This is a genomic window from Gorillibacterium sp. sgz306347 (assembly GCF_059735245.1).
The window spans coordinates 18,752-33,941 of sequence record NZ_JCAPET010000035.1; the positions used below are offsets into that span (position 1 = coordinate 18,752).

At 58.8% G+C, this 15,190-nt stretch carries 8 protein-coding genes and 1 riboswitch; all 8 genes read left to right on the forward strand.

The window, feature by feature from the left end; translation table 11 throughout:
* Positions 1-3: 3 nt before the first annotated feature.
* The 8 genes from AC6I6H_RS16970 (at position 4) to AC6I6H_RS17005 (ending at position 15,169) form a co-directional block, all read left to right on the forward strand.
* Complete coding sequence (locus tag AC6I6H_RS16970; RefSeq protein WP_497955169.1) at positions 4-894, forward strand: energy-coupling factor transporter transmembrane component T; 891 nt, start codon at positions 4-6, stop codon at positions 892-894.
* Entirely contained in the window at positions 867-2,846 is a 1,980-nt protein-coding gene (locus AC6I6H_RS16975; RefSeq protein WP_497955170.1) for an ABC transporter ATP-binding protein, read from the forward strand. The genes AC6I6H_RS16970 and AC6I6H_RS16975 overlap by 28 nt, the downstream gene beginning before the upstream one ends.
* Positions 2,847-2,881: 35 nt before the next feature.
* Entirely contained in the window at positions 2,882-3,553 is a 672-nt protein-coding gene (locus AC6I6H_RS16980) for an ECF transporter S component (RefSeq protein WP_497955171.1), read from the forward strand.
* Between the two features lie 942 nt (positions 3,554-4,495).
* Complete coding sequence (locus AC6I6H_RS16985) at positions 4,496-5,134, forward strand: Vat family streptogramin A O-acetyltransferase (protein ID WP_497955172.1); 639 nt, start codon at positions 4,496-4,498, stop codon at positions 5,132-5,134.
* 501 nt (positions 5,135-5,635) lie between these two features.
* Positions 5,636-5,733: riboswitch (cyclic di-GMP riboswitch) on the forward strand.
* 45 nt (positions 5,734-5,778) lie between these two features.
* Positions 5,779-9,888: a fibronectin type III domain-containing protein gene (locus AC6I6H_RS16990; RefSeq protein ID WP_497955173.1), complete on the forward strand. Its 4,110-nt coding sequence runs from the start codon at positions 5,779-5,781 to the stop codon at positions 9,886-9,888.
* An 18-nt stretch (positions 9,889-9,906) separates the two neighbouring features.
* Positions 9,907-13,284, forward strand: coding sequence for a fibronectin type III domain-containing protein (locus AC6I6H_RS16995; RefSeq protein WP_497955174.1), 3,378 nt, complete (start codon positions 9,907-9,909; stop codon positions 13,282-13,284).
* A 28-nt stretch (positions 13,285-13,312) separates the two neighbouring features.
* A complete protein-coding gene (locus AC6I6H_RS17000) occupies positions 13,313-14,257 on the forward strand; it encodes a hypothetical protein (RefSeq protein WP_497955175.1) in 945 nt (314 codons plus the stop codon).
* Between the two features lie 15 nt (positions 14,258-14,272).
* Positions 14,273-15,169: a hypothetical protein gene (locus AC6I6H_RS17005; protein ID WP_497955176.1), complete on the forward strand. Its 897-nt coding sequence runs from the start codon at positions 14,273-14,275 to the stop codon at positions 15,167-15,169.
* Positions 15,170-15,190 lie beyond the last annotated feature (21 nt).

Genomic DNA, 15,190 nt, shown 5'->3' on the forward strand with positions numbered 1-15,190 from the left:
GCGATGAAGGACAGCTTTTCCTCCTATCACCCGGCGGTGAATTTTCTTTATTTTGCTGTTGTGATTGTGTGCAGCATGTTTTTTATGCACCCGCTCTTTCAGGCGATCGCGCTCGGAAGCGCGCTGCTTTATTCGATCCTGCTGAAAGGTCGAAAAGCGGCGGGCTTCGCGCTGCTTTACGTGCTTCCGCTGCTTTTGGCGGCGGCGGTGCTGAACCCGCTGTTCAATCATGCCGGAGTCACCATCCTGTTCTATTTGCGGAATGGCAATCCGGTGACCTTGGAATCGATCCTGTACGGGGCGGCCTCCGCTTTCATGTTCGGGACGGTCATCCTTTGGTTTTCCTGTTACAACGCGGTGATGACCTCGGATAAGTTCATCCATCTGTTCGGCCGGCTGCTTCCGGCGCTTTCCCTGATTCTGTCGATGGTGCTGCGGTTTGTGCCGCGGTATGCAGCCCAGCTCAAGGTAATCTCCCGGGGGCAAAAATGCATCGGGCGCGACCTTTCCCAGGGAAATGCGCTGCAAAAAGCGAAACGCGGCCTGACGATCTTATCCATCATGACCACGTGGGCGCTCGAAAACGCCATCGAAACGGCGGATTCGATGAAGGCCCGGGGCTACGGCTTGCCCGGCCGGACCAGCTTTTCCGTTTACCGGTGGACCTTCCGCGACAAAATGGCGCTGCTTGCCCTGACGGGACTGACTCTGCTCGTGCTGCTGGGCGCAGCGCGGGGGCTGAACACGATTCGTTTTTTTCCTTCAATTAAAGCTTCGGACGCGGCCCCGCTTGGCATGCTGGCTGCATTTGCCTATGCCGGGTTGTGCCTGCTGCCCGCGATTTTGCATCTGGTGGAGGCGCTGAAATGGAAATCTATCGCATCGAGGACTTGAGCTTTTCGTTTCCCGGGCAGCCGCGCGCGGCGCTGTCGCAGATCAGCCTGAGCATTGGCAGCGGCGAATTTGTCGTGCTGTGCGGTCAATCGGGCAGCGGCAAAAGCACGCTCCTGCGTCATCTCAAGCCGGTGTTGACGCCGCATGGCGAAAGGAGCGGGACGGTTTCTTTCCAAGGACGCCCGCTGGAAAATGCGGATGCCCGCACGCAGGCGGCGGATATCGGCTTTGTGCTGCAAAACCCGGACAACCAGCTGGTGACCGACAAGGTTTGGCATGAGCTGGCGTTCGGTCTGGAAAGCCTGGGCTGCGAGCCGGCGGCCATCCGTTTGCGGGTGGCGGAGATGGCGAGCTTTTTCGGGATTCAAACCTGGTTTCACCGCAAGGTGTCCGATCTGTCCGGCGGTCAAAAGCAGCTGCTGAACCTGGCCTCCGTCATGGCGATGAGCCCGTCCGTGCTGATTCTGGACGAGCCCGCTTCCCAGCTGGACCCGATTGCGGCGGGCGATTTTCTGGAGACGCTGAAAAAGATCAACCGCGAGCTTGGCACGACCATCCTGCTGAGCGAGCATCGCCTGGAGGAGGTGCTTCCGCTGGCGGACCGCCTGATTGTCATGGACGAAGGCCGGGTGCTGGCGGACGGAGCTCCCCGCGAGGCGGGACGGCGGCTGGCGGAGCTCCGGCATCCGATGTTCGCGTCGATGCCGACCGCGATGCGGATTTGCGCGGAGGTGTCGGAAGCGGGGGAGGCGGGCATTTTTGAGATCGCCGGGAGTCCTGAGTCCGGAAGAAAGGCCGAAGAAAGTCGGGTTTGCGGGGCGTATGAAGACGAGTCGCCCGGAGGACCGGGCGCCGAGCCGAAGCCTTCCGTTCTCCCGGTCACGGTAAAGGAAGGCCGTCAATGGCTGGACGCTTATTTGCAGGGTCGTCGGCAACTTTCGGCGGAGGAACAAACGGCGATGGAAGGTAAGGCCGATTGGCCGACCGGAGAGTCGGGCGGGGCGAACGGTAACGCGGGCCTGCTGGCCGGAGGGGCAGGCGGGAGGAACGGTAGTGCCGACTGGTTGACCGAAGGGCCGGGCGAGGCAAGCGGCAACGCCGGCTGGCTGGCGGGGGAACGGAGTGCGGCGGCCGCCTTCGAGGGAGCACGGAACCGGCGGCGCGCCTTCGCCGTCGAGTTCAAGGATGTCTGGTTCCGCTACGAAAAGAACGGGGAGGACGTCATCAAAGACCTTACCCTCCGGGTCGAGGAAGGGCAGTTTTATTGCCTGGTCGGGGGCAACGGCACCGGAAAGACGTCCACGCTTTCCCTGATCGCCGGTCTTCTCCAACCTTACCGGGGAACGGTTCGGGTAGGCGGCCAAAACCCGGCCAAATTCAAAGCGGGCGAGCTGTTCCGACGTCATTTGGCGGTTCTGCCGCAAAACCCGCAAACGCTTTTTGTCAAAAAGACAGTGGAAGAGGACCTGTACGAAGTTCTGGCGGAGGACAAGCGAAGCCGGGATGAAAAAGCGGCGCTGGTGGACGCGGCGGTTCAATTCGCGGAGCTGGAGGGGCTTCTTTCCATGCATCCGTACGATCTGAGCGGCGGCGAGCAGCAGCGGGCTGCACTCGCCAAGGTGCTGCTTCTGGAGCCGAAGGTGCTGCTGCTCGACGAGCCGACGAAGGGGCTGGACGGTTTTTTTAAAGAGAAGCTGGCCGTGTTCCTGAAAAGGCTCAACGCGTCGGGGGTGACGATTGTAATGGTGTCGCACGACATCGAGTTTTGCGCGAGGCACGCGGAGGTGTGCGCGATGTTTTTTGACGGGAGCATCATTACGTCGAACGAGGCGAAGCGCTTCTTCGCCGGCAACAGCTTTTATACGACTGCCGCGAACCGGATGGCGCGGCATGTGTGGCGGGATGCCGTCACGGCGGAAAGCGTGGTGGACTTATGCTGCGCGGCCCGGTAGCCGGCCGGAGCTTTTCCCGGCGGACAATGGTATCCATGCTGCTGATTCTTGCGGCGATTCCGGCCACCATCCTGTTCGGCGTGTTCGTCCTCCAGGACCGGAAATATTACTTCATCAGCCTGCTGATCGTGCTGTATACACTGCTTCCGTTTGCGCTTGTCTTTGAAAAACGGAAGCCGCAGGCCCGGGAGCTGATTCTGATCGCGGTGCTGGCGGGCATTGCGGTGGCGGGGCGGGGCGCCTTTTTCATGCTGCCCCAGTTCAAGCCGGTGGTCGCAATCGTGATTGTTGCTGGCGTCAGTCTGGGGGCGGAGGCGGGTTTTCTGGTCGGGGCGGTGACGGGCTTTGTGTCCAATTTCTTTTTCGGACAGGGGCCGTGGACGCCTTGGCAGATGTTCTGCTTCGGCATTATCGGCTTTCTGGCCGGGCTTTTGTACCGCAAAGGCCTGCTCGCCAAAAAACGGCTTCCGCTCTGCCTGTTCGGCGGCCTGGCGACTTTTTTTATCTACGGCGGCATCATGAACCTGAGCGCGCTGATGATGTTCACGCCCCGCTTCACCTGGGGCGCGCTTCTGGCCGCCTATGCGTCGGGCTTCTGGTTCGATCTTGTGCATGCGACCGCCACGGTGGTGTTTTTGCTCGTGCTTTCCCGTCCGATGATCGAGAAGCTGGAGCGGGTGAAGCGGAAGTACGGGCTCATGGAGTGACGGGACGGGAAACGATTCTCCAATCGGTCTAATCCTTATTGCCTCCGCCAGAGTGCCCCATCGATATCGGAGATTGGAAAAGAAAGCTGCGGTCGTCTCCCGGCGAACGGGCATGAAGACCCGAACTTCAACTTTCCAGAGGGCTCCCGCTCATGGGGATGGATAGGAAGTGCAAAAAAGCACCTCATCCTGCCGTTTTCCGCTATTTTAGACCGAATAGATGCAGAAAGGCAATTAATTCTTCAATTTTCTCTAACTATCGTTTCTTTTAGCGGACATAAGTGCGAATACGTTCTTATATTACGACGGGGACAGGAAATGATAGGAAATAAATGCCGTTTTGCAGCTATTCGCATCACCGTTCCCTGGTTATCATTTGCTGGACCGGTTGCATCTCATCCCCCTCCCCGACGCTTGCCTTTTTTTGCCCGGAGAGGATTAGAAAAAGACGGCGGACAAGCAAACCGGAACGCCTAAGAGAGCGCCTACATGGGGGGCCTTCCAACCTCTCCTCTCCTAATCTGCTAATACACGAAACGTGGAGCTATTGGAAAACGGAAGGAATCGGCAATGAGCCGAATGAAGGTTTCTACGAGGACCGGAATAACGATGATGGCGGCTCTTCGCGCACAATCTGGAAGCAGATCATTTGGGCAATCAGACAGCGGTGATTTCTACTGATGAAATGCTGGACGATGGCGGCAGGAAATTGCATACCGCAAGGGCGGATGCGGCTGGAGGTGGACCGCAAAACGGGCCGGGTCCGCAGCACGCCGTTTGAATGAGAGGGGCGCGGGCGCCTCTCTTTTTTTGACCGGTTTCGTTATAACGGTTTTTTCCGGCAGGCGGGAGGACGGTTTCAGGTAGAATGGAAGTGCCTGGCGGCTGTCGCAATTATTTGCTTGAAAAGCGGTCACTAAAAATGCGGAGGAGGAAACGACCATGCCATACGGACCGGATCCGAATGCGGTTCACCCCGTGGAGGGACTGAACCGGATCTGTTTTGTCAAAAACATCATCACCCGCCCGAACATCCAAGTGGGGGATTACACGTACTACGACGACCCGGAAGGCCCGGAAAGGTTTGAAGAGCATGTGACGCATCACTACGAGTTCCTCGGAGACAAGCTGATCATCGGCAAGTTTTGCGCGATCGCCGCAGGAGTGGAATTTGTAATGAACGGGGCGAATCACCGGATGAATTCGGCGACCACGTACCCTTTCAACATCATGGGCGGGGGCTGGGAAAAAGCGATGCCGGCGCTGGACGATCTTCCGTTTAAGGGAGATACGATTGTCGGCAACGATGTCTGGATCGGGCAAAACGTCACCATTATGCCGGGGGTCCACATCGGCGACGGGGCCATTATTGCGGCGAACGCCGTCGTGACCCGTGACGTTCCGCCCTATCACATCGCAGGCGGGAATCCGGGCCGGATCATCCGCAAGCGGTTCGACGACGAGCTCATCGCCCATTTGCTGAAGCTGGCGTGGTGGGATTGGCCGCCGGAAAAGATTTATGCGCATCTGGAGGTTCTGTGCAGCGGCGACCTAGACCGGATTCGGAGCTTGAATGGCTGACGGAGAGCTTCTGGACGTTAAAGACGTTCTGGCAGTCGGCGCAGCCTTCGTTTGGCAAGCCCCCTTTCGGGAGCAGTGCGAAGTTCCACAGCAGCACCGTTTGTCCCGACTCGGGGAGGCTCTGAAAATAAGTTGGTGCTTTGTCCAACTCAAATTGTTGCCGAAATCCTTGCTCAGCCACGCTGCACTCGTGAAATAGACCGCTTTATCAGGAAGCTCATCGTGGAACCCGCTTATCGCTTCCAACGAACGTTCATAGCATTGATAAGCCGTTCCCGCCGTATAGGGAGCGGCCTTTTCATGCCGAGGCAACGTTCGGACGCCCATATTGCTCCCTTTTTCTCCTGATAATCTCTATATGACTAAAGTAATCCTAAAAAACGACATAATTTTACACGTTCACAATTTATACCTAATTTTATGAAGGAAATCGAAATAGGAATATGGAATTATCCTACTAGCTATTTCTGCCATATATAGGCAGTTGGAAGCAAGTCAAGTGATCGATAAAGGCAAACCCGCACGAAAGTCGGGGACGCAAAGCCACGGGTCTAATCCTTTTTCCTTTGGAAAGAAGGGATGACAGCCGGGTTGCCGCAGTCTCTTTGGCTTGCTTTTTTTTAGTGGAGAGATGGAGGGGACTTATGTCGAACAGAGGCAGGATTATGGCAAGGCTCGTCAGTTTGTTGTTGATTTTCTCCCTCGTGCTTCCATCGGTGCAGGGGGCCTATGCGGAGGCTACAGGGGGAAGCCTTCTTCGCGTCAGCTTTCAGCCCGGCGAAATCCCGGCCTATACCGGCTACCTTCCCGATTACGGGAAGCTTTACGGAGAGCAGAACGGCCATGTGTACGGGTGGAATATGCCGCACGAGGAGCAGACCGTAACAACCAGCACGTACGGCGATCCCGGCATCGACAACAGTGTGCGGCTGCTGCCGGGAGGCGAATGGGGCATCCAGGTGGAGAATGGCAGCTATGAGATCAGCGTCACGGTGGGAGATGCGGTTTACGAAAGCCGCAACACGCTCTTTGCCGAAGGCTTCGCCCTGCTGGAAGGTTTTCCTCTGGAGGCCGGCCAGCATGCTACGGTCAAAAAAACCGTTGCCGTTTCCGACGGGGTTTTGACTCTTAACCAGGGAACGGACAGCGAAGCGCGAACCGTCCTGAACTGTCTGACCCTAGCCAAAGCGGTGCGCGTGGACAAAAAGCTGCAAAAACCGCAGATTTCGCTCCCCGCGGTTGAGAACAAGGTGCAGGGAAACCACCTTCTGTTGTCCGGCTCCGTCATCAATGAACATTTTGCGCCGGCATACATAGAAGTGGACGGATTGCGGGAGGAAATCGCCCGGTACTTGACCGGGAAAGCGGAGGCGGCGGCAGCCGCGCGCCAAGCGCTGGAGCAGACCGCCGTTCCGGCCGGCGGGAACGACATCGCGTCGATTCAGGCAGCGATTGCAGCGGCAAAAGGACCGGTGGCGGCTGTCAAAGCGGGACAATTGAACCTGGACAAAGGAGCGACCTTCGGCAGCCCGGAGAAGCCGGTCCACCTTATTCTGGACAGCATCAACACCAACCGGAGTCTTGACCTGGTTGTTTACGGCTCGCTGCAACTGAAATCGGACCTGAACGCAAATGCTCCGCTGCGGCTGTCCCTTCACGCGGTGCCTTCGGTCAGCGGCGCATCGGGCGATTTGACGGTGGGCGGCGCGTTTCACTTGAATCAGGATTCCGCCGTCGAGGTGGCCGGAAAGCTTTATGCCGGCAAACTGACCTATAACAACGGGAGCTTGACCGTAAATGCCGGCGAGCTTGCGGTTTCCGGCCAACTCGACATCAATACAACGGTTCGGATGGAAATTGCCAATGAAATGACGGTTGGGGAGATTGTCTCAAACAACCAGACGGCCCGTTTGATTATTCGCCGGGCGGACTTATTGGTGCGGGATAACATAAGCGTAAATAACCATTTGGAAATTCATACTGGCGGGGTGTTTGCGGCGGGCGGAAATCTGATCTCCAACCGGACGCCGATTATCGTAACCGGGGACGCAGGGGCGGGCGAAACGCAACTCAAATACACGCTGTACGGGCTAAAGGCGGAGTATTACAGCAACCCGGATTTTTCGGGAACCCGCATTGTGCGCCTTGACCGCAATATCGACCTGGAATCGGTTCCCCGGTTAACCGGTCCCGGCTTTGGCGACAACGATTTTTCAGTAGTCTGGTCCGGTCGGGTAGAGCCGCGTTATTCCGGCACGTACCGTTTTGAAGCCGTCTCCGGGGAAAGCGTAAAGCTGTGGGTCAACCAGGTCCTGCTCGCCGATACCGGACAAGGGCAGCGGGAAGGGGTTCTGCAGCTGGAAGCGGGCAAAGCGTACGATTTGCGTATGGAATACATCCATAAACAAGGCGCCCCGCAAGCAAAGCTTTACTGGCAGAGCGAAGAACAGGCGCGGGAGCTTGTCCCGCGGGGTCAACTGGAGCCTTTCGCGGCGCCAGCCGGCTCGCACAGCGTAACCGAAACGCAGGCGGTGCTGGTTTGGGTGCCGGTATTGAACGCGGACGGCTATGAGATTGAATTTGACGGCCGGATCACCGTGCTCGGACAGGAGATGACCTTCCGCTTTGACAGCCTTGAACCGGGGACGAATCACCGCTATCGGATCCGCGCCTTCAGCGAAGACCTGAAGGGGCCGTGGTCGCCTGTCTCCGAATTCTGGACCCTTCCCGAGATTCCGGAAAAGATTCAGCTCAAGTCTACGACCGACAGCATCACGGTCAATTGGCAGGAAGTCACCGGAGCTACGGGATATGAAGTCGAAGTCAACGATTCCGTTGTCGATGTGGGCGAGAACACGTCTTATACGGAAAGCAATTTGAACGCCAACATGCAGAAGACGTTCCGGGTGCGGGCCAAAAACAGCAGCGGTCCCGGTAAATGGAGCAAGCTGCTGGTTAAGTCGACCGTTATCGCTTCGCCCAAGCATTTAAAAGGCGCCGCCCTGCCGGATTCGGTGAAGCTGACCTGGGACGCCGTTTCCGGTGCGGTTTCTTACGACCTGGAGGCGGACGGCCTTCTGTACGAGAACATCACCGGGACATCGTTTTACCATACGGAGCTTGCGCCCAACAGCAGCCATACGTACCGCGTGCGCGGCGAAAACGGGGATGGCGTAAGCGGCTGGAGCGAAGCCGTCACAGTCGTGACCCCGCCGGAAACGCCGAAGCATTTGAGCGGCGATCCTTCCGGCAGCCAAGTGACGCTTTCGTGGGAGGTGGTTCCGGGAGCCATCGGCTATGAGCTCGAGGCGGATGGCGAAGTTGTGGAAATCGGGGAAACGCCCGTTTATGTCCATTCCGGCCTGGCCCTCAATTCCGAGCACAGTTACCGGGTCCGCGCCAAAAGCAGCGCTGCCGTCGGCGCCTGGTCCGAATCCATCAGCGTTTCCACCCGGCCCGGCGTTCCGGGGAACCTACGGGCCGAGGCCACCAGCACGGAGGTGCAGCTCACCTGGGACGTCGTTGCAGGGGCGGTCGGCTATGATGTGGAGGCGGACGGCAAAGTGGTGTCCGTCGGGCTGCAAACGGCTTACACGCACCGAAGCTTGAAGCCTTTTACGGAGCATGCTTATCGGGTTCGGGCCCGCAACAAGAGCGGCGCGGGCGCATGGAGCGCGCCAATCGAAAGACAAACCGCCATGGGGCAAACGGAAAAGCTGACGGCGGTTCCGCATCTGACTTCCATTGATCTGTCCTGGACGCCGGTCGAGGGAGCGGACGGATACGAGCTGCTGGTGGACGGAGAACCGGTCAAGCTCGGCGGAGCCCCTCATTATGTTCATGAAGGACTGGAACCGTACTCCTGGCATGTGTACCGGGTGCGCGGTCTGTTCGGATCGGCGGCGGGCGAATGGAGCGAGCCGGTCACCGTATCGACGCTGCTTGGCGTTCCCGGCCATATTCAGTTGAATGCGCTCAGCACGCAAATCAAGCTGAGCTGGGAGCCGGTAACGGGAGCGACCGGATACGAGCTGGAGGTGGACGGCGTTCTGGTTGACAACGGCGCGGATACCGCGTACACCCATGCGGGACTCATGCCGAATACGAAGCACGTGTACCGCATCCGGGCCAAGAATGACCTGACGGTAAGCGAGTGGAGCGAGTGGTCGGAGCTTGTGACCGGCGTGACGCCGCCGGCCGTGCCCAAGAACCTGCTGGCAGACGCAACGACAACCTCCATTGCCGTAAGCTGGTCGCCGGTAGAGGGCGCCGGGACGTACGAGCTGGAGGTGGACGGCGTGCTGATCAGCGGGATGAAGGAAACCCGCTACATGCACGACAAGCTGGAGCCGAACACCATGCACAGCTACCGGGTAAGGGCCGTCAACCTGGGAGGCAAAAGCGGCTTTACGGAGCTGGCGAAGAAAATCACGACGCCCGAGCTCACCATTCAAGTTGAAAAGGACGCCGCGTTTAACTTCGTTATGGTGATTCCCGTGAAGGCCGGCGTAACCGAGCGTGAGGTTACCGTCGCCTATAACCCCGAGGAGCTGGAAGTCGCGGACCTCTGCGCGTTAACCCCCCGGGCGGAGCTTGCGCCGGGGCCGGTTGAAGGAACCTCGATTGCAGTGGTGTCCTTCTCGCCCGGAAAGATTCAGTACCGGATTGCCGACGCGAACAAGACCGTGATGAACATCATCCGGCTGATCGCCAAAACGGGCGACAATTCCAAAGTAACGTATACCATTCAATAATGGGCGGGAGGCCATCGGATGAAAAGCGGATTACGCAAGGCGAAATTCTTCTTCCTTGCTTTTCTCATACTGCTGCAAAGCAGCCTGTTTTTCGGCCCGTTCGCCGGTCAGGCGCATGCCCAGCCGGAGCGCAAAGCGGACATCGTGTTCGTTATTGACACGACCGGTTCCATGGGCGGGGTGATCAACAACGTAAAGCAAAACATCGGAACGTTTGTCGACATTCTGGGGGCCAACAACATCAATGCGCGTCTGGGACTGGTCACCTTCAAGGACATTTATTCGGACGGCACGGGCTCGACCGTCAATTACGGCTGGTACGCCGATCCGAACTCCTTCAAAAACGCGCTCAACGGCGTCAGCATCGACGGCGGCGGAGACACGCCCGAATCCGCGGTGGACGGGCTGGAGGAAGCGCGGCGGATGAGCTATCAGCAGCTCGCCAAAAAGTTCGTGATCCTGATAACGGATGCGGATTACAAAGAAGGCACCCGCTACGATGTACCGGGCGACGCGATTACGATGCAAAAGGAAATTGCGCGGCTGAAAAATTTGAATATCGTCACTTCGGTTGTAACGGGCAGTTCCTATCAAGGGCTGTACAGCAGCCTTTACCAGTCGAACGGAGGGATTTACAGCGACATTTCGTCCGCGTTTTCCTCCAATTTGACGGCTCTGACCAACATGATCAACACGAATACGCCGCCGGAGATGTCCATCCAGTTCCCGGTACAGGACCAGCTTTTCGGACAGGCCGGCGTTTCACTGATTCCGCGGATCAGTCTCTCCGATGCAAACGGCGATACGCTAGTCGCCAGGTATTACGTGGACGGAGAAACGTCGCCGCGCGATACCCGCACGGTGACCAACACGCTGTCGCCGCAGGTATTGTCCTTCCAGACGCTTTCCTTGGCGGGACTGGCTCAAGGGAATCATACGCTGCGGATTGAGGTCACGGATAACTGGGCGAATCCGGTGACGAGATCGGTCGGCTTCCAGGTCGACCAGCAGCCGCCCGTCATCGGCAGCCGGCAGCTCGCCTCGACCGATACATCGATCACGGCTTCGTTGTCGGCAACGGACAGTCCGGCCGGACTTGACGCCAGCCCGTACCGGATTACGATTGGTTCCGCGTCCAGCGGGTGGAGCGCCGCTCCTTCCTATACCGCCGGATCGCTTCTGCCGAACACCGCATATGCCGTCCGGCTGGAAGCGCGCGACCGGCTGGGCAACGCAGCGGTTTCCGATCATACCGTGCACACGAAAGCTCAGCCGCCGGTTTTCGCCGCCCAACAGATTGCGGAAACGTCCATTCAGCTGGCGCTCACCGACCGCAACCCGGCCGGGACCAAGTATTTGATCTCCGTCGGCTCGAAGTATGTCGGAGCGGCGGGAACGCTTGTGGACGCGCCGGTCTGGATTACACCGTCGGGCAAAACGGTGACGGTCGGTTCGCTCGCGCCCGGCGTCCGTTACGAATTTACAGGCAAAGCCCAGAACAGCGCGGGCGAGCTAACGGGCGCCGGTCCGGCGCTGGCCGCAACCACGCTTGCGCTGCCGCCCGCCGAACTGGCCGCAGAGCCGGGCCAGGAGTCGATCCGGATACATTGGGCGGCGGTGCCGGGGGCGACGGGATACGACGTTGAAGCGGACGGCGTTGTGCTTCCGAACGGACAATCCGTCTCTTATCTTCACGAAGGGCTGACACCCGCCACCTCCCATACTTACCGGGTGCGGGTGATCAATGAAGGCGGAACGGGAAAATGGGGTCCGCTGATGACGCGGCAGACCCTCCCGTATCCGCCGGACAGGCCGGTCCATCTGTCGGCCGTCCCGACCCAAACGGAAATCGCGTTAACCTGGGATCTGGTGGCGCGCGCCGACCGCTACGAAGTGGAAGCGGACGGCGCGGTACATGACGCGGGAACCCAAAACCGCTTCACCTTGCCCGGGCTTACGGCCGACACCGAGCACAGCTTCCGCGTACGCGGCGTCAACGCGGGCGGAAGCGGCGAATGGAGCGCTCCGTTCACTCAGAAGACGCTGCCCGACCCGCCGGAAACGCCTACCCGGGTAAGCGCCGCTCCATTGATCCATACCGTTACGGTCCGCTGGGATGAGATGGACAGAGCGACGGGTTATGAAATCGAAGCCGACGGCGCCATTGTGGACACTGGCGGCAAGACCGAATACACGCATGAGGGATTGGAGCCGCTCACGGGCCATACCTACCGCGTGCGCGCCAAAAACATCGGGGGCAAGAGCCCTTGGAGCGCGCCGCTCGATATAACCACCCATCCCGAAAAGCCGGTTGTTCCGACGAACATCATCACCACGTCGACGGATACCAAAGTCCAGGCGATGTGGTATCTCGTACCGAACGCCGAGAGCTACGACATCGAAATCGACGGCAAAACCATCGTCAATGTGCCGGGCAATTCGTTCGTGCAGGACGAGCTGCTTCCGGATACGAAACACGTTTACCGGATTCGCGCGAAAAACATCAGTGGAGACAGCGACTGGTCCAAGCCGGTAACCATCCTTACGATGCCGCAGGAAGCTAGCGCCTTGTCCCTGACAAACATTGTCGCCGTTGTTACCAACAAATCGATTTTGCTTTCCTGGGATGCGGTCGCCCCCGACGCCCGGTATGACGTCGAAGTGGACGGGGTGCTGCAGGACAACGGAAAAAACACCGTCTACCAGCACAGCGGCCTCAAGGCAGAGGAATTCCATGTCTACAAAATCCGGGCCAAGGATTCGACCGGAACCGGGGATTGGGTGGCCGTGCTGTCCCTGTCCACTCTGCCAGACCTGCCGGATGCACCGGCCCAGGTAGAAGCTTACGCCTACGATAAGCAGATCGAGCTGCGCTGGGAGAAAATCGAGGGTGCGACAGGCTACGAACTGGAAATCGACGGGAAAACCATTGACGTCGGCAGCAACACAACGTACCTGCACGGATCGCTTCCTTCCGGGACCAGCCACATTTACCGGGTCCGCGCCAAGAACGTCACAGGCGTGACTGCCTGGAGTCCGTCCGTGGAGAAAAGCACGACCAGTCCGGCATTTCAAACTCAAGTGAAGGCCGGCCAGCTCTTGGACGTGTCTCTCCTGGCTTCGAATGTGCAGGATTTCAGCGAGCTGACCTTTACGGTGACATACGATCCGGCCCAATTGGAGGTCGTGGATCTGTATGACTTTACGCCAAAACTGGATTTGGCAAACGGTTCTATCGAGGGATCTCCCTTGAGCGTGACCTATACGCCCGGGAAAATCACGTTCCGCATGAACCAGAATGTAGTACCCGGCACCTCCTGGTCCGGTGAAATCACAACCGTTTTGTTTAAAGGCAAATTCGACGGAACGGCTACCGTAAATGTGCAGGCGGAATAAAGACCGGAAACGGGAGGATGAACAAAACGTGAAACGAAAAACCGTCACGAAGGCCATCGCCATCGCGGCCGGCTTGGCGCTTATGGCGCAGCTTTCGCTGAGCTTTATACCGCTGCTGACCGGAAAAGACCGCGGGGGCATGCCGATCACAGCCGAAGACCGCCAGGCGGCGGCGGAACTGTCCAACCTGACAGGGCAGCCGGTAAGCGCCATTCTGGACATGAAACAGTCCGGCCAAAGCTGGCTCCAGGTATCCGAGACGCTCAAACGGATGACGCCCGTTAAGCTAGAGGCCAACAAAGAAAACCGGAGCGGCCGGCTGGCCGATTCCGGCATCGCTGAGGAAACACAGACCCTGCTGGAGAATGAAGGCTTCACAAAGGAAGAAGTCGCTGACGCCAAGCTATTGGTGGAGCGGACGGCGCAACAATTGGGGGAGGTGGCGGGAAGCGGCGACGCGCCCGCGCCCGCTGTCAAGCCGGTCGTGTCCGCGCTTTCGACAGACGAAGACAAGGCGGAGCGGCAGGAGGCCTACCGCAAGCTGCTGGACGGCTTCGAGGCGGATTCCGCCCTGGTTTTTGCACTGGAGCTGGAGAACGAGCTCGGATCGGTGCAAGCGGTACTGGACGAATACCTGCTCTCCCTACAGCTTGATATGAACCTGGAGGACTATCGCAATGACCCGGACAGCTACCGGAAGGAGAAGGAATCGCGCAAAGCCGCGCTGAACCCCGACGCCATCATCACGCTGGACAAGCTCGAATCCGACATGCTGGAAAAGCTGCAAAGCCGGGCGGAAGAGGAAAGCAAAGCAGTGCCCGGCTCCAAGCCCGCGGGTGCGGCCGGTTTGGATGAAGAAACGAAATCCGCCCTTCCGGATGTTCCAAAGCCGGACGCGGTTCAGGTGAAGCCGGCAAACCCGGCCGACGAAATCAGGCGGGAATTGGACGCGGTGAATCCCAATCAACGATAGCGAAGGAGCTTATCTATGAGGAAACGACGGTTGTCAAAGAGGTCGCTCATCCTGGCTTTGGCGGCGGTGTTCATCGTGCAGACCGGCGTTCTCGCCTATTCCGGCGTGGCCCGGCTCATCAGCCGCAAGGAAGCGTCCGTGGCCAGCCTGGACCGGACGGACCCGGTGGTGCCGGCTCCTTCTTCTCCGCCTGCCGGAGAGAAGGGTGCCGCAGCGGCGGTCGATCCCGCCCAGCAAAGCGCCCCGAAGGACGCCGAACCGGCGGAGGCCGGGACCGGGGACGCGGCGTTCGACAAGCTGATCTCCGAGACAGGCATGCAAAAGGTGTACAAGCAAGAGGCCGACGCGCTGCTCGCTCAAGGCTATGCCAAGCAGGATGTGCTGATCGCCTATGATTTTTTGTATCAGAATTACGGCCGCAAAAACGAATGGAAGCCGCTGCTGGACGAGAAAAAATCGGGACGCGGCTGGGCGGAGCTGTTTGACCGTTACCGTGAGGACCATGAGGCTTTTGAGCCGCGCAGCTTTGACCCGGAAAAGCTGGAGGAGCTGATGGACTCCGCCGCGCTGACCGCGGACGACATCATGATCGCCGATCGCCTTTCGTTTGTGACCGGGAAGTCCATCGATGCCGTCGTCGCCGACCGGCTGACCGCCGATGGGTGGGGAGCGGTCTGCGTCAAGAACGGAATTTTGCAGAATCCGGTCCGGCTGCCGCGGGTTTCGGTCACCGAAGAAGACCTCGGCAAGTATGCCGTCCCCGGCAAATTTACGGAAGAGCAAGTCGTGAAGGCGTTTGTCATCGCCCAAAAAGTCGGTCAAGCTCCGGAGACAGTCATCAAGAAAATGAAGGCGGGCCAAACGGAAAACGCCGTACTGGCGGACTTGTATGTGAAAAAGTATGAAAAATAGGGCCTTGCTTTGTCAGTTTCG